General features: G+C 44.1%; 17 protein-coding genes. 9 read left to right on the plus strand and 8 right to left on the minus strand.

Translation table 11 applies throughout. From position 1 onward, the window contains the following. Nucleotides 1–172: 172 nt before the first annotated feature. The gene (locus GVY04_10910) at nucleotides 173–403 is read right to left on the minus strand and encodes a hypothetical protein (GenBank protein ID NBD16620.1); all 231 of its coding nucleotides are present in this window, start codon (nucleotides 401–403) and stop codon (nucleotides 173–175) included. Between the two features lie 113 nt (nucleotides 404–516). Here GVY04_10910 and GVY04_10915 point away from each other — a divergent pair, with 113 nt between their 5' ends. After that, complete coding sequence (locus GVY04_10915) at nucleotides 517–1,056, plus strand: hypothetical protein (GenBank protein NBD16621.1); 540 nt, start codon at nucleotides 517–519, stop codon at nucleotides 1,054–1,056. Between the two features lie 27 nt (nucleotides 1,057–1,083). Here the strand turns inward: GVY04_10915 and GVY04_10920 are convergent, their stop codons facing one another. Next, the gene (locus GVY04_10920; protein ID NBD16622.1) at nucleotides 1,084–1,323 is read right to left on the minus strand and encodes a hypothetical protein; all 240 of its coding nucleotides are present in this window, start codon (nucleotides 1,321–1,323) and stop codon (nucleotides 1,084–1,086) included. 220 nt (nucleotides 1,324–1,543) lie between these two features. Here GVY04_10920 and GVY04_10925 point away from each other — a divergent pair, with 220 nt between their 5' ends. Next, the gene (locus GVY04_10925) at nucleotides 1,544–2,830 is read left to right on the plus strand and encodes a transglutaminase (GenBank protein ID NBD16623.1); all 1,287 of its coding nucleotides are present in this window, start codon (nucleotides 1,544–1,546) and stop codon (nucleotides 2,828–2,830) included. Nucleotides 2,831–2,835: 5 nt separating this feature from the next. Here the strand turns inward: GVY04_10925 and pyk are convergent, their stop codons facing one another. Further along, on the minus strand, nucleotides 2,836–4,260 hold the full coding sequence (pyk, locus tag GVY04_10930) for a pyruvate kinase (GenBank protein NBD16624.1): 1,425 nt from the start codon (nucleotides 4,258–4,260) through the stop codon (nucleotides 2,836–2,838). Between the two features lie 326 nt (nucleotides 4,261–4,586). Here pyk and ppsA point away from each other — a divergent pair, with 326 nt between their 5' ends. The 3 genes from ppsA (at nucleotide 4,587) to GVY04_10945 (ending at nucleotide 9,509) form a co-directional block, all read left to right on the plus strand. Then, entirely contained in the window at nucleotides 4,587–7,022 is a 2,436-nt protein-coding gene (gene ppsA, locus GVY04_10935; GenBank protein ID NBD16625.1) for a phosphoenolpyruvate synthase, read from the plus strand. A 301-nt stretch (nucleotides 7,023–7,323) separates the two neighbouring features. Continuing rightward, nucleotides 7,324–9,294, plus strand: coding sequence for a molecular chaperone HtpG (gene htpG / locus GVY04_10940; GenBank protein NBD16626.1), 1,971 nt, complete (start codon nucleotides 7,324–7,326; stop codon nucleotides 9,292–9,294). A gap of 8 nt (nucleotides 9,295–9,302) precedes the next feature. Beyond that, nucleotides 9,303–9,509, plus strand: a complete 207-nt coding sequence (locus GVY04_10945) for a hypothetical protein (GenBank protein NBD16627.1) — start codon at nucleotides 9,303–9,305, stop codon at nucleotides 9,507–9,509. Here GVY04_10945 and GVY04_10950 read toward each other — a convergent pair whose 3' ends face one another. Together GVY04_10950 and GVY04_10955 are read right to left on the minus strand one after the other, a co-directional pair. Beyond that, nucleotides 9,510–10,805 (minus strand): homoserine dehydrogenase, encoded by a 1,296-nt coding sequence (locus GVY04_10950; GenBank protein NBD16628.1) that lies wholly within the window; start codon nucleotides 10,803–10,805, stop codon nucleotides 9,510–9,512. It lies immediately after the preceding gene. A 162-nt stretch (nucleotides 10,806–10,967) separates the two neighbouring features. Continuing rightward, entirely contained in the window at nucleotides 10,968–11,837 is an 870-nt protein-coding gene (locus tag GVY04_10955) for an aldose epimerase (protein NBD16629.1), read from the minus strand. 240 nt (nucleotides 11,838–12,077) lie between these two features. Between GVY04_10955 and GVY04_10960 the strand changes: the two genes are divergently transcribed. From GVY04_10960 to GVY04_10970, 3 genes are all read left to right on the plus strand, one after another. Beyond that, nucleotides 12,078–14,456, plus strand: coding sequence for a phosphoketolase (locus GVY04_10960; GenBank protein ID NBD16630.1), 2,379 nt, complete (start codon nucleotides 12,078–12,080; stop codon nucleotides 14,454–14,456). Nucleotides 14,457–14,713: 257 nt separating this feature from the next. Next, nucleotides 14,714–15,151, plus strand: coding sequence for a DUF393 domain-containing protein (locus tag GVY04_10965; GenBank protein NBD16631.1), 438 nt, complete (start codon nucleotides 14,714–14,716; stop codon nucleotides 15,149–15,151). 89 nt (nucleotides 15,152–15,240) lie between these two features. Beyond that, the gene (locus GVY04_10970; protein ID NBD16632.1) at nucleotides 15,241–16,152 is read left to right on the plus strand and encodes an EamA family transporter; all 912 of its coding nucleotides are present in this window, start codon (nucleotides 15,241–15,243) and stop codon (nucleotides 16,150–16,152) included. A gap of 149 nt (nucleotides 16,153–16,301) precedes the next feature. Here GVY04_10970 and GVY04_10975 read toward each other — a convergent pair whose 3' ends face one another. From GVY04_10975 to GVY04_10985, 3 genes are all read right to left on the minus strand, one after another. Then, a complete protein-coding gene (locus GVY04_10975) occupies nucleotides 16,302–17,345 on the minus strand; it encodes an ABC transporter permease subunit (GenBank protein NBD16633.1) in 1,044 nt (347 codons plus the stop codon). A 99-nt stretch (nucleotides 17,346–17,444) separates the two neighbouring features. Continuing rightward, the gene (gene coaBC, locus GVY04_10980; protein NBD16634.1) at nucleotides 17,445–18,659 is read right to left on the minus strand and encodes a bifunctional phosphopantothenoylcysteine decarboxylase/phosphopantothenate--cysteine ligase CoaBC; all 1,215 of its coding nucleotides are present in this window, start codon (nucleotides 18,657–18,659) and stop codon (nucleotides 17,445–17,447) included. A 5-nt stretch (nucleotides 18,660–18,664) separates the two neighbouring features. Beyond that, on the minus strand, nucleotides 18,665–18,877 hold the full coding sequence (locus tag GVY04_10985) for a DUF2555 domain-containing protein (protein ID NBD16635.1): 213 nt from the start codon (nucleotides 18,875–18,877) through the stop codon (nucleotides 18,665–18,667). Nucleotides 18,878–19,187: 310 nt separating this feature from the next. Here GVY04_10985 and GVY04_10990 point away from each other — a divergent pair, with 310 nt between their 5' ends. Further along, nucleotides 19,188–20,510: an ABC transporter substrate-binding protein gene (locus GVY04_10990; protein NBD16636.1), complete on the plus strand. Its 1,323-nt coding sequence runs from the start codon at nucleotides 19,188–19,190 to the stop codon at nucleotides 20,508–20,510. Nucleotides 20,511–20,720: the final 210 nt, after the last annotated feature.

Below are 20,720 nucleotides of genomic sequence, written 5' to 3' on the forward strand. Positions count from 1 at the left end.
CGAATGGCTTATGTGTAGCCTAAGAAAATGTGAGTCTCAACCGCATCGAGCGGTATCGACTCACCCGCTTTCCTCCCCCACCTGTTCCGAGGTGGGGGAGTCCCACGGATCTTTTGTTGAACTGAGTTGGCTACTCTCCCAATACTTGATCTCAAACGTAAATCATTAATCATCACTGGTTTGGTGCGCTGTTTTCTAATTCAATAGCTAACTGACTTAAGTTTTGCTTTAATGCTTGCGATCGCGCAATTAAATCGTCCACTTCCCCTGCGAGCGTTTTGAGAAATGTACTCGACATTTTGTCCTTTCTTAAACTGACGGCGAGGAGATCGCCGACAATATGATTGGCTAATGCTCGGGTTTCTTTGGCTTGATTGTAAAGGATTAATTCTTCTTTCATCACTTTATGATTCGTTCCTGTTTTAACCCGATATTAAAACGAAAATTCTTGCTCTGATCAGGAGTCAGTCATGATTCTTGTTATTATCAGGGCAAGAAGATAAGGGTAACCCAATCATGAGTCCAACTGAGTTTAAAGTTCCTGATAACGTCACGTTTGAAGATGCGATCACCCTAACTCAAGACTTAATCGTGAAGATGGAAAATGAGGAAATTAATTCCAGCCAACTCCAAGAGACCATTCGTGCTTTGGTGACAACTTCTAATGGGGCGCGGGGATTTTTTGTCACCTACCTCACCGCAGATTCTCCTGTTGCCGATCAACCTCCAGCTGCCGTGTTAGCCGGCTTAAAAACCGCTCCTGAATTAGTGAGTGAATTGTTAGTTAAAAACGTCGCCATGTCCACGGCAATGGCGATGGCACACCGCCGCCAAGATAACGAAAGTATGGCACAAGGCTCAGATCGCGTGCAACGACGCAGCATTCATTTAATCGAGCAGTTGAACAATGAATGGATACAAGAAAAAGCTCAACAAATGCGAGAGAGTGCGCTGACTGGAAAAGGAGAAGCAGCAGTCGCCTTTTTTGAGCGCTGGGGCTACGATGAAGAACAACGCAGCGCGATCGCGCAAACCTTAGAGAAAGTGGTCTCCTAATCTCACTGGGTCTTCTCTGGGGTGCATTTACTGACTCAAACGCTTAGAAATTTGACGAACAATCCCGTTCCCAATTGCCCCCAACATCAAAATTCCTAAAGCAGGAGTAAAGACAGGTTCCCAGAGTTGGTACCACAAATTCAACCCTAGGGGAATGTCTGCCGAATGTCCAATCAGCGCGATCGCGAACCAAAAGAAGCTGCCCAGCACAAGAAATAAATCGAACATCAAGACGCGATCTAACCACTGCAATAATTGATCCTTCATAAGGTTTATTTCATTTCACGTCATTATTTTACAGTTTATCAATAACCCCTGAAGTTCACGATAAAGTTATTTTATACTTTAAATCAATATTCACTGGGGTTATAGATTACTTTAAACAATGAATTTTCGTCATCCTAAAAGGCGTTCTTCTTGCCGCAAGAAGAAATATCATCGGTCTGAGTATACTAGTGTTTCTCGACTAGTCATAGGATTTGGGATTATGATGCTTTTTTTATGCCGTAATCACTTGTCTTCATTATTTCCCAATCCCACTCCTTGGTTTGATTTATCACAGCCAAAGATTATCTTTTCTGACATTAAAGCAGGGAACATTAACGCTCTTGATGATCAGCATTTGCGGTACATTGATCAAAAAGCCTTCCATCTTAAATATGAGGGATCTTCAATTCGAGAACTTGCCAAAATTTTATCCTCCAAGGCAAAAACAGAAACAGAAAAAGCAAGAATTATCTATACTTGGATTACTAATAACATTGCTTACGATGTGGGAATGTCCCTTAATAATATTGATTTAGTTGATGTTAATCCTGCCACTGTTTTAAAGGAACGCAAGACTATTTGTTCAGGTTACGCTAACTTATACCAAGCACTAGCTCAAGAAATGGGATTAGATGTAGTAATTATTGAAGGAACAGCAACTGGAAGCAGTTATATTGTCGGAGATACTGCGATTAATCATGCTTGGAATGCAGTAAAAATTCAGGATCAATGGTATTTATTAGATGCTACTTGGGGAGCAGGAACTGTTACAGAAACTCAATTTCGTAAGAAATTTAATCCCTATTATTTTGCGACTCCACCTGAACAGTTTATTTTTAATCATTTTCCTGCCGATTCAGCTTGGCAACTCCTAGCCAATCCTTATACCCGGGAAAACTTTGAAGATTTACCCGATGTTTCTCCAGGCTTTTTTCAAAAAAATATTGATTTAGTTTCTCATCGAAAAAGAGAAATTAAAATGGGAAATCAAAGTCAAATTATTTTGTCGGTTCCCCAAAAAACAACAGTAGTTACGGCGCTAAAAAAGAACAATCAAAATATACCTGATCATTACAATTTAGTGCAGAAAGAAGGAAAAACAGTTACTATACAGAGCACATTTCCAGAATTAGGAAAATATAAATTGGATATTTTTGCAAATTCAACACAATCTCAAGACTATGTTCATATTCTTACTTACCAAATAACAGCCACTTCTATTAATTCTCCTTTTCCAAAAACTTCTATTAAATTTCAAGAAAACGAAGGATATTTATACACACCCCTCACTTATCAATTACCTAACCATAAAATGGTAGAATTCAAACTAAAAGTCCAAAATGCTATAGATATACAAGTTTTAAATACGGAAACGAATGAGTGGACTCAACTCACTCGCTTGGATGATTTATTTATGGAAAAATTAAAGGTAGGGGATTCTCCCGTGAAAGTGGTTGCTCAATTTCCGGGAGATCCTCGATATTGGACATTAGTTGAATATAACTAACTTGGTTAAGAAATAGAATGAATTTTCAAGAAATTGGTCCCTTTAGTTCGTTGTACTGGAGAGCCACCCAGGATTAATATTTTATCGCCCGATGCGACCAAGTTGCGTTCTAACAAACACGCTTCCATCTGCATAATTAAGGGTTCTAACCCTTCTTCTTTTGGCTGCAATAGTAAAGGTTTGACGCCCCAAATTAAATTTAAGCGATGGTACACTGCCAGAGTCGGCGTAAAGGCAACAATGGGCGCTCGTGGGCGTTCATCTGAGGCAATCCGCGCGGTGTAACCCGTTGTAGTAAACGAAGCAATACAGCGCAAATTCATCATCTTATCAATGGAATTTAAGGCTTCACTCAAGGCATGAGTTTCTGTATTTTCGGCAGGTGGATGATCGGTAAATTCAATTTCCGGTTCCACTTGTTCGGCAATCCGCGCCATAATTTCCACCGCTTGCACAGGATATTTGCCCACAGCCGATTCTCCTGATAGCATAACCGCATCCGTTCCATCAATGATGGCATTGGCGACATCCGACGCTTCTGCACGAGTCGGGCGTGGGGAATGGATCATGCTTTCTAGCATTTGGGTTGCGGTAATCACTGGGATTCCCTTGCGATTACAAGTTTGAATAATTTTCTTTTGCAGGAGAGGGACTTTTTCTGGGCGAATTTCTACCCCTAAATCGCCGCGCGCCACCATTAAGCCATCACAAGCATCGACTAGGGCATCGAGATGTTCCACGGCTTGGGGTTTTTCAATTTTAGCGATTACAGGAATGTTAGCTTCTCGAGACTGCAAAAATCCTTTCAGGTGATGGATATCTTCTACACCCCGGACAAAACTTAAGCAAACCCAGTCAATCCCCTGTTTAATGCCAAAGTCTAAGTCTTGTTGATCTTTAACGGTTAGGGAAGGCAGACTCAAGTTTAAGTTGGGAAAGTTAACGCCTTTGCGGTTTTTCAAAATTCCACCGTTAATTACTCGACATTCGACTTGTGCGTTAGTGATCGCTTCTACTTCTAGTTCAAGCAGTCCATCATCGAGTAACACTTGCGCTCCCGGGCGCGCTTCTTCTGCTAGATGAGGATAGTCAATGGGAATGACATCTGGGGCATCGCTGGTTTCCAGGCTCGGTGTCAGGGTAACTGTTTTTCCCGCATTCAACGTCACTTCTCCTTGGGGAAGCGCTCCCACGCGAATTTTCGGTCCTTGCAAGTCTTGGAGAAGCGTAATCGGGGTATCTAGTTCTTGGGAAATCTGTCTGATCCGCGCGATCATAGCGGCATGATCATCGTAGCTCCCGTGAGAAAAATTTAAGCGAGCAACGCTCATTCCCGCTTGAATGAGTTGCCGAATGACAGCTTCTGATTGACTCGCCGGACCAATCGTGGCAACGATTTTGGTGTGATGAGGAAAAGGATTGACGGACATGATAGTGCTTGATTATTAATACTAAATCCAGCAATAAGGAGCTGAATAATTACCAATGGTCAGAAGCTGGAGCTGGCTTCAATAGAAGCGATACTCTTAGCTCTGACTCAAATCATAACTTTTTTCTAGAAAACCGTCTTCTTTTTTTTCACTATTCCCGTAGGGGATTATACAATTTTTTGGTACTTTTTATTATGTTTTATAAAATTCTATAAAAAAGAATTCTTTTTATTTGTTAAGAAACATTTATCAAAAAATAATAAGAGATAATCGAATACTTTGACAAACTTAATAGAATAAAAATATAAGAAAAGGAGGGGAAAACGATGGTCAATGCCTTGTCAAAAGATGCGGCAAATGTGAGGAAAGAAACCGCCCTCATCCTCTGGTACGAACAAGTTAATAATCAAGATGTGGGAATTGTTGGTGGCAAAAATGCCTCGTTAGGAGAAATGATCCAACAATTGAAAACCAAAGGGGTCAATGTTCCGGACGGGTTTGCCACAACCGCGAATGCATTCCGCCACTTCATTGCGAATGCCGGAATTGAAGAGAAACTACGAGAACTGTTTTCTCGGATGGATATTAATGATGTCAACAGTTTACAGCGAACGGGTAAGAAAGCGCGATCGCTGATTTTACATACTCCATTTCCCGACTCATTAAAACAAGCGATTACCGAAGCCTATCAAGAACTCTGCAACCGCTACGGGGAAGAAACCGATGTTGCCGTGCGTTCGAGTGCAACGGCAGAAGATCTCCCAGAAGCCAGTTTTGCGGGACAACAAGAAACTTATCTCAATATCCACGGGGTACAAGGGGTGTTAGAAGCGTGTCATAAATGCTTTGCTTCCCTTTTTACTAACCGTGCCATTTCTTATCGGGAAAACCACGGCTTTGATCACCTATCCGTTGCCCTTTCAGTGGGCGTGCAGAAAATGGTGCGTTCCGACTTAGCCAGTGCCGGGGTGATGTTCTCCATTGATACGGAAACCGGCTTTAAAAATGCCGCTTTGATCACCGCCGCTTATGGTTTAGGGGAAAATGTCGTTCAAGGATCAGTCAATCCCGATGAATATCTGGTGTTTAAACCCACGCTAAAAGAAGGGTATCAGCCGATTCTGGAAAAACGCCTCGGAACCAAAGGCATGAAAATGGTCTATGACATGGAAGGGTCAAAACACACCCGGAATATTGCCGTGTCTCAGCGCGATCGCGCGCAATTTTGTTTGACCGATGAAGAAGTTCTACAACTGAGTCGCTGGGTCATTGAAATTGAAGACCACTACTCCAACTTACGGGGACAAAACACCCCCATGGATATTGAATGGGCGAAAGATGGGATCACTGGTGAACTGTTTATTGTCCAAGCCCGTCCGGAAACAGTACAGTCTCAAAAAGCTGGCAATTTGCTCGAAACCTATCACCTGCAAGATCATAGCACCGTTTTAGCCACCGGACGGAGTGTGGGTGCGAGTATTGGACAAGGGAAAGCACGGGTGATTGTCAATGTGAAAAATTTAGATCGCTTCAAACCCGGAGAAGTCTTAGTCACCAAACGCACCGATCCCGACTGGGAACCAATTATGAAACAAGCCAGCGCGATCGTCACCGACCAAGGGGGACGCACCTGCCATGCTGCGATTATTGCCCGAGAAATGGGGATTCCAGCCATTGTCGGTTGTGGCAACGCCACCCAAGCGATCGCGGCTGGACAAGCGGTAACGGTATGTTGCAGTGAAGGAGAAGAAGGGAAAGTTTATGAGGGCTTACTCCCCTTTGATGTGGAACAAGCAACCTTAGATGACTTACCGCGCACCCGCACCCAAATCTTGATGAATATTGGGAATCCCGACCAAGTTTTCTCTCTGGCAAACATTCCTGCTGATGGCGTGGGATTAGCCCGCTTAGAATTTATCATTACCAACCACATTAAAGTCCATCCCTTAGCCTTACTCTATTTTGATCAACTTGAAGATGAACGCGTCCAAGATCAAATTGCCGACATTACTGCTGACTATGATTACAAACCCGATTTCTTTGTGGATCAACTTGCCCGTGGCGTTGGGATGATTGCTGCTGCCTTTTATCCCAAACCGGTTATTGTGCGTATGTCGGATTTCAAAACCAACGAATACGCGAATTTGATCGGCGGTCAGCAGTTTGAACCGAAAGAAGAAAACCCAATGTTAGGTTGGCGTGGCGCATCCCGTTACTACGATGCCAACTATCGGGAAGCCTTTGCCTTGGAATGTCGTGCCCTGAAAAAAGTCCGTGACCAAATGGGCTTAACCAATCTCATTCCGATGATTCCGTTCTGTCGCACCCCCGAAGAAGGACGAAACGTCCTGGCAGAAATGGCAAAACATGGTTTAGAACGTGGAGTGAATGACTTACAAGTCTATGTCATGTGTGAGTTACCGAGTAATGTCATTCTCGCGGATGAATTTAGTGAAGTGTTTGATGGCTTCTCAATCGGGTCGAATGACTTAACCCAATTGACTTTGGGCTTAGACCGCGATTCGGCGTTAGTGGCGCATCTGTTCGATGAACGCAATGAAGCGGTGAAACGGATGGTCAAACTTGCCATTGAAAGTGCGAAGAAAAAAGGTCGTAAAATTGGCATCTGTGGTCAAGCACCGAGTGATTATCCTGAGTTTGCCCAATTCTTGGTGGAAGCCGGCATTGACTCGATGAGTCTTAACCCCGACTCGGTTCTAAAAACGATTTTGAAGATTGCGGAGGTAGAAAAACAAGTTTAGCGAACGTTCTGTTCTTGTAATTTAACGAGAGTTGTTTCTTTCTTTTAAGCTGACTGAAATAGAAACAACTCTGTTTTTATCAGCTTCAGGTGCATCGGAGAATATGAAATACAACCGTTTAGAGGGGATGACCTGATGCAATCGCGCACTTTCCCGAAACGACAATTAACCGTTAACCAGTTCTTTAATTCATAAGTAGGGAAACCCGAATGGCAGAAGCACGGGAATTTGGGATTTGCGATGATCGCGCGATCGCGCACAATTTTGATATGACGTTAGCTGTAAAAATAAAAGAAAACCTATGACTGTTCTCGAACAGGGAAAAATCACGATTCATAGTGAAAATATTTTCCCCATTATCAAAAAATCTCTCTACACAAACCACGAAATCTTCTTACGGGAATTGATTTCTAATGCGGTTGATGCCATTAGCAAATTAAAAATGGCGTCCCTTTCTGGGGAATTCCAAGGAGAACTCGGAGAACCAGAAATCAAAATTAATCTGGATCAAGGGAAAAAACAAATCTCGGTTTCCGATAATGGCATTGGCATGACAGCTGATGAAATTAAGAAATATATCAACCAAGTTGCCTTTTCCAGTGCAGAAGAATTTATCCAAAAATACCAAGACAGTGCCAACCAATTAATTGGTCATTTTGGACTGGGGTTTTATTCCTGCTTTATGGTGGCGGAAAAAGTTGAAATTGATACCCTCTCTTATCAAGAAGGTGCCGAACCGGTACATTGGAGTTGTGACGGTTCGCCTCAATTCACATTAGAAGCTTCGGATCGGAAAACTCGCGGGACAACGATTACTGTTACGCTTTTAGAAGAAGAGAAAGAATACGCTGAACAACAGCGGGTTCGCCAACTGGTGAAAACCTACTGTGATTTTATGCCGGTTCCCATTAAGTTAGAAGGGGAAGCAATTAACCGTCAGCGGGCAATTTGGAAAGAATCTCCCCGCGATTTAACCGACGAAGACTATCTCGAATTTTACCGTTATTTATATCCCTATCAAGAAGATCCCTTACTATGGGTTCACCTCAATACTGACTATCCGTTTCTCCTCACAGGAATTCTCTATTTCCCGAAATTAAAACCCGATGTTGATGTCAGTCGGGGACATATTAAACTGTTCTGTAACCAAGTTTTTGTCAGCGACAATTGCGAAGAAATTATTCCCGAATTCTTGCTTCCTCTGCGGGGGGTCATTGACAGTCCAGATATCCCCTTAAACGTTTCTCGTAGCGCCTTAACCGCTAACCGCACCGTCCGCCGAATTGCCGATTATATTACGAAAAAAATCGGTGACCGCCTCAAATCTCTCTACAAAGATAATCCCAAAAAATATATCAGTAGCTGGCAAGATTTGGGAACCTTTGTGAAGTATGGTGCGTTACGAGATGAGAAATTTAAAAAACAAGTGGAGGATATTATTATCTTCCGTAGCACTGCTAACTTAGGAGGCAATACGCCACAAGTAGAAGTGCAAAAAGAAGGGGATGATGCTTGGGAAGATGCAACACCTACCCAACAAGCAACTGATGAACAAGGGTATTACTACACTACTCTCAAAGATTACCTGGAACGGAACAAAAACAAGCACGAAAATCGAGTCTTTTACTGTACCGATCCTTCCACACAAGGCACTTATGTGGAACTGTACAAAAATCAAGGCTTAGAAGTCCTGTTTATGGACTCGTTTATTGACAATAACTACTTCATTCCTTTCCTGGAAAAAGAATATTCTGATTTGCAGTTTACCCGAGTGGACGCTGAATTAGACGATACCTTGGTGGAAAATGACCAAGGGGGAGAAATTGTTGATCCACAGACGAATAAAACCCGCAACGAAGTGGTTAAAGAGTTATTTGAAAACGCGATTAATAACTCCAACGTCAATGTCAAAACCCAAGCGATCAAAGCGGACGATCCACAAAATTCACCTCCAGCAATGGTCCTTTTACCGGAAGCGATGCGCCGGATGCAGGAAATGACGGCATTAATCCAACAACAGTCAATGCAGTTCCCGGAACAGCACGTTTTAGTGGTTAATACCGCTCATCCCTTGATTCAAAATATTGTTAAACTCAGTCAAGGAGGAATCATTCAAAGTAGTAGTGGGCAATCCTCGACCGGTGAATTAGCAAAAATGATGTGTCGTCATGTGTACGACTTAGCTTTAATGGCACAAAAAGCCTTTGACGCCGAAGGAATGCAACAGTTTATTGAGCGTTCTAACCAAGTGTTAACTCGTCTGACGAAGTAAGAATTATCTTGAGTGGTTGGAAAGGGCGATCGCGCGATTTGGATTCGCGATTGTCCTTTTCATCACTTTTGCAAAACCTTTATGACACGACTTGGAATTTATCTATGCTGCGCGATCGCGCTTTCTTGTTTCCTGCAGAAGGGCTACCCATTGAAATGTTAAGCCGTTATGAACTGACTTTAGATTTTGGAGAATACCGTTGGAGTGGGAATTGATCATTCTCGTAATACCCTTAAAACACTGGGAATTTCAATTTGATCAATCGCTTCGAGTTGTGGCAGTTCCGCTAAGGCCTGACGGAAGTTGTCTTCCTTAACATTATGGGTAACAACAACGATTTCAGCAAGACCATTGTTAAAGTCAATTTGTACAATCGATTCTAAACTGACATTATGCTTGCCAAAGCAAGTGCCAATATTACCAATCACACCGGGTCGATCCACACAAATAATGCGAGCATAGAAACGAGTCACTAATTCAGCAATGGGAACCAGTTGTCTGCTGGGATGTTGAGGAATTTTCAGCAGAGGATTAACCGTGCTGCTGGTTTTGATCATGGCGGCAATATTCATCACATCCGAGACAACTGCACTGGCAGTGGCGCCGCCGCCTGCACCCGGTCCGTAGAACATGACTTGTCCAATGGGATCGCCTTCTACTAGAATGGCATTGTTAACGCCATCAATACTGGCCAGGGGATGATCTTGGGGAACGAGGGTGGGATGGACTCTGACTTGTAAACCTTTTTCTTCTCGTTGCGCGATCGCGAGGAGTTTAATCTTAAAACCTAACTGTTGGGCATATTGGATATCCACTGTACTGACTTGACGAATGCCTTCACAGGAAACCTCATCGAGGTTCACTTGTTCGCCAAAGGCTAAAGTGGCAACAATCGTAATTTTATCTGCAGCGTCATAACCATCCACATCGGCACTGGGATCGGCTTCTGCATAACCCAGTTCTTGGGCTTCAATCAGGACTTCTGAAAAGTTACTTCCTTCCGCTGCCATTTTGGTCAGAATGAAGTTAGTTGTCCCATTGATAATGCCTAAAATGCTTTGAATACGATTCACACTCAGTGCTTGTTGCAACGGGCGAATGACAGGAATTCCACCACCCACTGCTGCTTCGATGAGAACATAGACCCCAGCTGCTTCGGCAGCGCGATAAATTTCTTCCCCATAGCGGGAAATCACGGCTTTGTTGGCAGTAACAACATGCTTCTGATTGGAAATGGCTTTTAAAATCAGCGATCGCGCTGGTTCTAACCCTCCCATCAGTTCAACGACAACGTTGATCTTGGGGTCGCTGATTATCGCTTCTAAGTCAGTGGTTAGTACCCCTTCCGGAAAGTCTACACCTCTTAGTTTATCGAGTGTTTTCACGCCGACTTTCGCAATTTCAATTTCTTTGAGCAGGGGATGACGGGATTCTGGAGAAAGCAAAATGCCAGCCGTTGCCGTTCCCACCGTTCCCAAACCTAACAGACCAATCTTGAGCGGTTCCACCACGTTTTTCTTATATCCTCTTGACTAACCCACAGCATCCTTCATCTTAAAATATCTTTGCGGTTTGTTGTTGGTCATTGGTCATTGGTCATTAGTCATTAGTCATTAGTCATTAGTCATTGGTCATTTGTTATTACATTCCTCAAACGCTCATTCGTTGAACTGCTAAGCGATCTCAAATACCACTTGTAAATCTTTGCTCTCCCAAGGAGGAATCACTAATAAATCTTCTCCCGTATTCAGGGCATTACGGGGGGCAGTCCACGGTTCAAGACAAGCATACTCTTTACCTTTCACCGTCCAAAAAACAGCAGTTGTGTATGCTGGCGAAAAACTCAGTTTGATCTGGAAACCTCGTTCCGGGAGTCCTAATGCTGTCACTTGACGCGAGAGTGGACGCAGTTGAGCATCAATTTCATCTCGGTCGAGATTAAACTGACCCTGGTAATCATAGGTTCCTTGAGTGATGTTATCTTTATACTGGCTAGCCGGAATATCCAGTTGAATTTGATTTTTGTCTGCTACCCAAAAGTAGGGATGTAAGCCGGTGGAAAAGGGCATCGGTTGATTTGAGTAATTGCGATAAGTTTGCTCGAGGGTGAGTGTATTGCCTTTGAGGCGATAGGTAAAGGTCAGTTCAAAATCAAAAGGATACACTGCTCGCGTTTTGTCATTACTTTTCAAAACAAGGGTTAATGCTGCATCATTGTCTGTCTCTTGAGCGCTCACTTCCCACGGTAAATCACGGGCGAAACCATGACGTTTTAGGAAATACGTTTGTCCCTCAAGGGCATACCGATCCTCGGGTAAATCACCACAAATCGGGAAGAGAATGGGGATTCCACCACGAACACTTTTATCGGGATCTTGAAATCGTTCCCAGTCCATGTAGAAGATTTCTTGTCCTTGGATGGACCAACTGGTGACAATTGCCCCTCTTTCTGGGACAATTTCCAAGCGACTTTGTTGGTCTTCATCTGACAAAATATATGTCCGATACGATTCTTCTTGCTTCAGCGCGATCGCGTAACTCATCTTGATGTTTTCCTCAGCCCGAATAAAGTTAATCTATCATTTCCCTGACTCACCTCTTCAGCAAAATTCTGTGCCGCCTCCCCTAATACCTAACAGGAGTTGGCCCTTGGCTGACAAATTGAGGAATTTAAGACAATGAGCACCGATACAAAACTAAAGAAAAGCTGAGAAAATCCCCCTGCTTTCCAAAGTCATCCTTCACAATTGGAACTAACTCGCAACGTAACACCGCAAAAATTTATGACTGTTGCAACCATCGCTCAAAACAAACCCCTCTCCAACGAACAACTAGAAAAAATGCACGCTTACTGGCGGGCTGCGAATTACCTTTCTATCGGACAAATTTATCTCTACGATAATCCCCTCCTGAAAGAACCCCTAAAACTCGAACATATTAAACCCCGTCTTCTGGGTCACTGGGGAACGACGCCGGGCTTAAATTTTCTTTATGTTCACCTCAATCGCATCATCAAACAGCAAGACCTCAATATTATTTATATTGCTGGTCCTGGTCATGGGGGACCAGGGTTAGTTGCCAACACCTATCTCGAAGGCACCTACAGCGAAGTTTATCCGAATATCTCCCCGGATGAAGCAGGAATGAAAAAACTCTTCACGCAATTTTCTTTTCCCGGGGGAGTGCCTTCCCATGTTGCCCCAGAAACGCCCGGTTCGATTCATGAAGGAGGCGAACTGGGATACGCTTTAGCCCATGCTTACGGCGCAGTTTTTGATAATCCTGACTTGATTGCTGCTTGTGTTGTGGGAGATGGGGAAGCCGAAACCGGTCCTCTTGCCACGAGTTGGCACTCGAATAAATTCTTGAACCCCGTTCATGACGGCGCAGTATTGCCAATCTTACACCTCAATGGCTACAAAATTGCCAACCCCACTGTTCTTTCTCGCTTGGATGATAAAGAACTCGAAAACCTTTTTGTCGGGTATGGTTACAAGCCTTACTTCGTTGAAGGGTCTGATCCCGAAACAATGCATCAATTGATGGCGGGAACCCTTGACACGATTATGGGAGAAATTAAGAGTATTCAATCGGAAGCGCGGACCAATGGATTTACTCAACGTCCCCAATGGCCGATGATTATTCTCCGCAGTCCGAAAGGTTGGACAGGACCAAAAGAAGTCAATGGCAAGAAAACGGAGGGCTTCTGGCGTTCCCACCAAGTTCCGTTCACGGATATGGCCAATAATCCCGAACATATTACTCTCTTGGAAGAGTGGATGAAGAGTTATAAGCCGGAAGAACTCTTTGATGAAAATGGGACATTTCGCCAAGATTTGGCAGAACTAGCACCGCAAGGGGAAAGACGCATGGGGGCCAATCCCCACGCCAACGGTGGTCTCCTTTTAAAAGATCTGAAAATGCCTGATTTCCGCGATTATGCGGTGGAAGTCAGTAAGCCGGGAACGACCTACGCCCAAGCAACTCGTGTCTCTGGTGAATTTCTGCGGGATGTGATGAAAATGAACCCGCACACCTTCCGCGTCATGGGACCCGATGAAACGGCATCCAATCGCCTCAGTGCTTTATTTGAAGTGACTGACCGCACTTGGATGGCTGAACGCCTCCCGGAAGATGAAAACTTATCTCCTGAGGGACGGGTGATGGAAGTTTTGAGTGAACACCTTTGTCAGGGATGGTTAGAAGGGTATCTTTTAACGGGACGACACGGCTTCTTCTCCTGTTATGAAGCCTTTATTCACATCATTGATTCCATGTTTAACCAACATGCCAAATGGTTAAAAACAACACGGCATGAAATTCCCTGGAGACAACCCATTGCCTCTCTCAATTATCTCCTCACCTCTCATGTTTGGCGACAAGACCACAATGGCTTCTCTCACCAAGATCCCGGTTTCATTGACCATGTGGTGAACAAAAAAGCCGATGTGGTTCGCGTTTATCTTCCCCCGGATGCCAATACCTTATTATCGGTTACGGATCACTGTCTGCGCAGCCGCAACTATGTGAACGTGATTGTTGCCGGAAAACAGCCGGAACTGCAGTATCTGGATATGGATGCAGCGATTAAACACTGTACTGCTGGCATTGGTATTTGGGACTGGGCGAGTAATGATCAGGGGAGTGAACCCGATGTGGTGATGGGTTGTGCCGGCGATGTTCCCACATTTGAAACCCTCGCTGCTGTTGATATTCTGCGTCAGCAGTTCCCGGATTTAAAAGTACGAGTGGTTAATGTGGTGGACTTAATGACCTTGCAACCGGAAAAAGAACATCCCCACGGACTCACTGACCGTGAATTCGACACCATTTTCACTACTGACAAGCCGATTGTCTTTGCTTATCATGGCTATCCTTGGTTGATCCATCGTCTCACTTATCGTCGCACGAATCACAATAATCTCCATGTGCGAGGCTATAAAGAAGAGGGAACAACCACGACGCCTTTTGATATGGTGGTTCGGAATGATTTAGACCGCTTCCATTTAGTACAAGACGTCATTGATCGGGTTCCGAAGTTAGGCTACGCGGCTGCCTACGCCAAACAAGCACTGCGAGATAAACTGATTGAACATCGTCAATATGTGACGAAATATGGAATCGATATGCCAGAAATCCGCAACTGGAAGTGGCCCTATTAGAGTTCCAACTGTGACAATTAAAGGGTGAATTAATGAGTTACAGGTAACCTAGATCATTTTCTATCGCATTGATCATCTGTCTCACAACCGATTCCTGATTGCTAAATTAATCAATTTCATATTCGGGTTGGTATCGGTAAAAGGAATAAGGGTTAGCGCGATGACTTTGCTGGTTCTGCTAGTAAGCATCGCGCTTTTATTTCTGATACATTTCTTAAAATAAAAGGAGGTACCACTTATATTCAAGCATTGGTGTAATGTCTCAAGGTCAACCGACTCAATGGAAAATTAAACTGCTTTATGATGGCGAATGCCCTTTGTGTCTGCGTGAAGTCAATTTTTTGCAGAAGCGAGATGGCGGTCGCGGTTTAGTAAAATTTGTTGATATTGCTGATGAGAACTATCAACCGGAAGAGAATGGCGGGGTTGATTTTGAAACGGCAATGGGACGAATTCACGGCGTTCTCCCCGATGGAACCGTTGTTAAGGATATTGAAGTATTTCGTCGGGTGTATGAAGCTTTAGGAATGGGTTGGGTTTACGCTGTCACTAAATTACCGATTCTTGGCGCGATCGCGGATTGGATTTATGGTCTGTGGGCAGATCGCCGTTTAGCCCTGACCGGACGACCCGATCTTCAAACCATTGTCGCTGAAAAACAACAACGTTGTTCCCAAGACAGTTGTCGTCTTTAAAAAAAGAGAGAAAACTTCCTTGCCCTTTGAGTTTTAGTGTTTGAACCAGGGGCAATGATTCCCAAATCACCCATAATCAACAGCCCATGATGCAAACCCAAAAAATGGGTCCGGTGTTAACGGTTCTCTTTTTCGGTGTGGTGGGTGTTTCCACCGCGGCAATTTTTATCCGGCTTTGTTTAGAAGTGGCGGAACAAAGCGGACTGGGCTTTAGTTTATTTATTGCTGCCTCTCGCTTGATCATGGCATCGCTGATTATTGTTCCTTTCTCGAAACCTCACGATTCGCTTCCTGTTTCTCGACAAGCCTTGCTGTGGGCGATCGCGGCAGGAATCACCTTATCGCTTCATTTTGCCACTTGGATTACATCACTTTCTTTTACCTCCATTGCTGCTTCTACAACTATTGTTACCACCAACCCAATTTGGGTCACGCTTTTATCTTGGCTGTGGTGGAGAGAAAAACCTAAAGCCTTAACCCTTGTCGGAATTACAATTGCTTTATGCGGGGGATTTTGTATTGCTATTGGTGATGCGGGGAGTTTAACGGGAGGAAGCAATCCTCTATTAGGAGATGCTTTAGCCTTACTCGGGGCTTGGTCAGCCAGTCTCTATTTATTACTGGGAAAACAAGCTCAAGCCTCCGGATTATCCATTGGTCACTATAGCGCGATCGCGTATACCACCGCAGCCATTTTCTTACTTCCCCTACCCTTTTTCTTTGGCATTAATTACTGGAGTTATCCCCCTGAAATTTATATTTATCTTTTTGGGATGGCCGTTTTTTCACAAGTATTAGGACATACCAGCTTTAATTGGGCGGTTCGGTTTATTTCACCAACCTTTGTCACGTTAGCGATTTTATTTGAACCCGTGAGTGCCAGTATTTTAGGCTTTTTTATTTTTGGAGAAGTGCCAAGTTTTTTGGTTCTAGTCGGTGCGATTATTTTGTTAGTTGGGAGCGCGATCGCGATCTTAGGAGGAAAAAGGAATTATCCTTAGTGGAGATTTCCTCAAACACTCTGCAACTGTTGAAGATTTGGCAAGGCGCGATCGCGCAACTGCAAAAAGATTGGATGTAATGCTGAATCGGAAAAGGGAGTCAACTGACATGAGCTTCTCCTTCATTAAGATATTTAAACTTAACGAGATTAATCTCCTAATTTAATTCTTGGATCGACTTGTTGTAAGACTAAATCAGCTAATAAGTTGCCAACAATTAACATCAATGCCCCCATCATTAAACTTGCCATTACCAGATACAAATCTTGGGCTAAAACGGCTTGTAAAATCAGTCGTCCTAATCCTGGCCAATTAAAGAAAAATTCGGCAATAAATGCCCCACTCAATAAACTGGCAAATTCAAATCCCAGGAGGGTAATTAAGGGATTGATGGCATTGCGTAGAGCATGGACATAAATCACTCGGTTTTCTGGTAAGCCTTTGGCGCGGGCGGTTTGCACGTAGTCTTGACGTAAAACGTCTAATAATTCCCCTCGTGTAATCCGTTGTAAACCAGCAAAGCCCGTAATACTCAAAGCAATGGTGGGTAAAATCAAGTGCCAACCAATATCTAGAATTTTGCCTGCTAGGGAAAAGTTACTATGATTAATACTGGTCATTCCGCCAACCGGAAAGAGAGGAGTGGTCGCTTGAGCAATATAAAGGAGGAAAAGGGCAGTAATCAGACTCGGAAAGCCTTGTCCGAGGTAACTAATGACGCGTAAAAACCGATCAAGGGGACGATTTTGCCGAACGGCCCCAATAATGCCTAATGGGATGGCAATGAGCCAAGTAAAGAAAATTGAGGATAGGGTGAGGAGTAAGGTTGCGGGAATGCGTTCTAAAATTAACTCCGATACGGGGCGCGAGTAGACAAAGCTGGTGCCAAAGTCAAAACGGGTAATAATGCCTCCTAACCAATACCAATATTGCAAAAAAACCGGCTGATCTAAACCAAAGCGTTGTTCAAGATCGGCAATGGTTTCTGGAGAAATCTGCGGATTCTGACGTAGCGTGTCGAGATAGTCGCCAGGGGCAAATTGAATAATGGTAAAGCTAAGAACAGAAGCTAGAAATAGGGTCAATAGCGCTTGCAGCGATCGTTTATAGATATACTGGGCTGTATTATTCGTCAGCAGCGCTCCCGTTCTCGAAAAAATGTTGAATGGATTTTTGGAAACTGTTTCACTCATAGTATTTTTGGCTCAATTCCTAGGCTGACTTTGGTGACCAGAATGGCGATTCAGACAACAAACATAAAGATAAATTCTATAAGTTTTGACGATGAGGGATTATGCTTGTTGAGCTTTTAAATGATCAAGAAGATAATGGGCTAACTGTAGCTTACTGCATAAGGGAATTGACTGTTCCAATCCCGCTTTGCCCAGGATGATGCACTGATTTTGATCGCTGCCAAATCCTCCTTCTACTCGATCAATGGGATTGGCAACAATATAATCTAAATTTTTGCGTGCCATTTTCTCCCGCGCTGGCTTGACAAAATTGCCAGTTTGTGCTGCAAAGCCAACTAAAATCTGTTGCGGTTGTTTTTGTGTTCCTAGGGTTGCCGCGATATCAGGCACACTGGCTAACGGCAAACACTCAGGAAGATTGTTTTTCGGGACTTTTTCGGGAGAATAGTGAGCGGGTTTGACATCTGCCACTGCCGCCGAAAGAATTGTGTAATCCGTAGTTGGGAAATGAGCGAGCATTGTTTGATACATCTCATCTGCACTCACCACAGAAATGAGACGGAAATTGGGTGAAGGAATCATTGGCATGTCTGTGTTTCCCCCATGAACGAGGGTGACAGTTGCCCCCCGATCAATGGCGGCTTGCGCGATCGCGCGACCCATTTTTCCCGTAGCCGGATTACCAATAAATCGCACCGGATCCAGATATTCTTGCGTCCCGCCCCCATTAATCAGAACATTCTTGCCCAGAAAATCCCGTTTGCCTTGGCTGTAAAGTAAAGATTGCACTGTGCGCAACAGCTGATCCGGTTCTGCCATGCGTCCGGTGCCAGCGCGATCGCAAGCAAGTAAACCGCCCGTCGGTTCTAAAACATGATACCGTTGCTCCCCTTGCAAGATTTGCCAATTCCGTTGTACTGAGGACTGTTCCCACATTTCCGTATTCATCGCCGGTGCCACTAAAATCGGACACCGAGAGGCAAGAACCGTATTGGTGAGTAAGTTATCAGCAAACCCATAGGCTAACTTCCCTAATGTATTTGCTGTCAAAGGAGCAATCAGAAATAAATCTGCCCATTCCCCCAACTCAATATGTAAAGGACGAGCAGAATTTTGCCAGAAATGGGTGTCTGTATAAGCTTGATGACGACTGAGGGTGCTAACTGTTAAGGGGGTAATAAATTGTTGTGCTGCATCTGTCAGAATCACTCGAATCAAGACTCCCGTCTGATATAAACGAGAAATTAACTGACAGACCTTATAAGCTGCAATCCCGCCGCCAATGCCAATCAGAACATGTTTCCCCGTGGTCATTGCAACTAAGCTTCATCAAATGCTTCCACATCGAGAAGATAGCGATAAGGTTCAACGAGTTCCCAGTTATGAAATGAGATAGCACGTAGTAAATGCCAATCTTGCAACGCTTCAAACGGATTGTTGTAATCATCCTTTTCCAAACGCTCTGCCAACTGGTTGACTTGCTCGGGTGTTAACTCTTGAATTTCTTTCTGGGAAAGACTTAGCGTAGTCATGACAGCCTCCTTTCACAACCCCTCCAGACATCATCCTAACCCATGACCTAGAAAAGGAAAATAATTATTTACTGAAATTATCACACATTTATAATGATACTTAACGAGGATTACTTGCGAGTCAATGATCCCAGAGGATTAATGAGAAGAATATTCTTTGTTAAGAGAACAGTAACAAAGGATAAACCTATCATCCTATGTTTAAACTCTTAAATCGGCAACCTTAAGGTGTTTTTGCAGAACTATTCATTCTCAGGAGATACTGCTAAAATTTGGTTCAATTCAAGTTAATTCTTAAGGAAGGGTCAATATGAAAACAACTTCAAGAAAACCGCTGACACTCTCTTTAGCGGTATTAATGCTTTCCACAGGACTCTTAACCACGGCGTGCCAACAAAATCAAACCACCGATAACAATACAACCGAAGATTCCCCAGCAGAGGGTGGCGATGCTGCAGCAGGGCTTAAACTTGGGGGGTTGTTTCCCACCACGGGGGATCTCTCTTCCATTGGTCAAAATATGCCGAAAGCCGCTAATCTTGCTGTTGATACCATTAACGCCTGTGGCGGCGTTAACGAACAACCGGTAGAACTGATTCAAGAAGATACCCAAACCGACCCGAACGCTGGTTCTGCTGCCATGTCCAAACTTGCAGAAGTCGATCAGGTAGCAGGGGTCATTGGTGCTTTTGCCAGTAGTGTGTCGGGAGCAACTATTGACATTGCTGTGAGAAATGAAGTGATGCAAATTTCTCCTGGTAGTACCAGTCCTGTCTTTACTGAACGGGCGACGGCAGGAGATTTTAATGGCTACTGGGCACGAACAGCTCCCCCCGATACCTACCAAGCCCAAGCCCTGGCTCAACTTGCCAGCGATCGGGGTTTTGAACGAGTTTCAACCGTTGTCATTAACAATGACTATGGTGTTGGCTTTGAACAAGAATTTGTCAAATCTTTCAAAGAAATGGGTGGCACCGTTGTCAACGAAGATGATCCAGTGCGGTATGACCCCAAAGCAACTACATTTGATAGTGAAGCAGCTGCCGCATTTGGCAATGATCCGGATGCAGTTTTAGGGGTTCTCTATGCTGAGACGGGTAGTCTTCTCATGCGTGCCGCCTATCAGCAAGGTTTAAGTGAAGGGGTAACGGAACTGCTGACAGACGGGGTTTATTCTCCAGAATTTGTTGATGATGTGGGCCAAACCCCTGAGGGACAATCTATTATCAGTGGAGCTTTAGGAACAGTTCCCGGTGCCAGTGGTACAGCCTTAGACAATTTCCGAGAAAAATGGGAGGCTGACGTTGGAGGAGAAATCACTGCCTTTGTCCCTCATACTTGGGATGCAACGGTCTTAATGATGTTAGCAGCCGAGTTAGCTGATGAAAATACGGGAACTGCGATTAAAGAGAACTTGCGTGCGGTTGCCAATTCTCCAGGTACAGAAGTGTCTGATCCTTGCGAAGCAATGGAATTAATCCGTAATGGAGAAGAAATTAACTATCAAGGGGCGAGCGGTGATATCCAATTTGATGAAAATGGAGATACGGTTGGGAGTTATGATGTTTGGACGGTCCAGGAAGAAGGGGCTTTAGAAGTTATTGATCAGGTCACACCGGCAACTGAAAATTAATGACTTCTGCCAGCACAACTCGCAACGTACCTTCAGCTGAGCTGGTACTGTCAGACATTTCCTTATCCTAAGCTGCCTCTTGCTGCTGCAGGAGGTAGAGCTAGGGGAATCCAAATCTGACGAGGTGTATCCCAAACCCTGCGCCCAAGTTGGTTTAGCTTGGGCGGAATCTAGGGCTTCGGTGTTCAGCGTTATTGTCCAACACTTTGC

The organism is Cyanobacteria bacterium GSL.Bin1 (assembly GCA_009909085.1).
In the GTDB taxonomy this organism is placed as follows: Bacteria; Cyanobacteriota; Cyanobacteriia; order Cyanobacteriales; family Rubidibacteraceae; genus Halothece.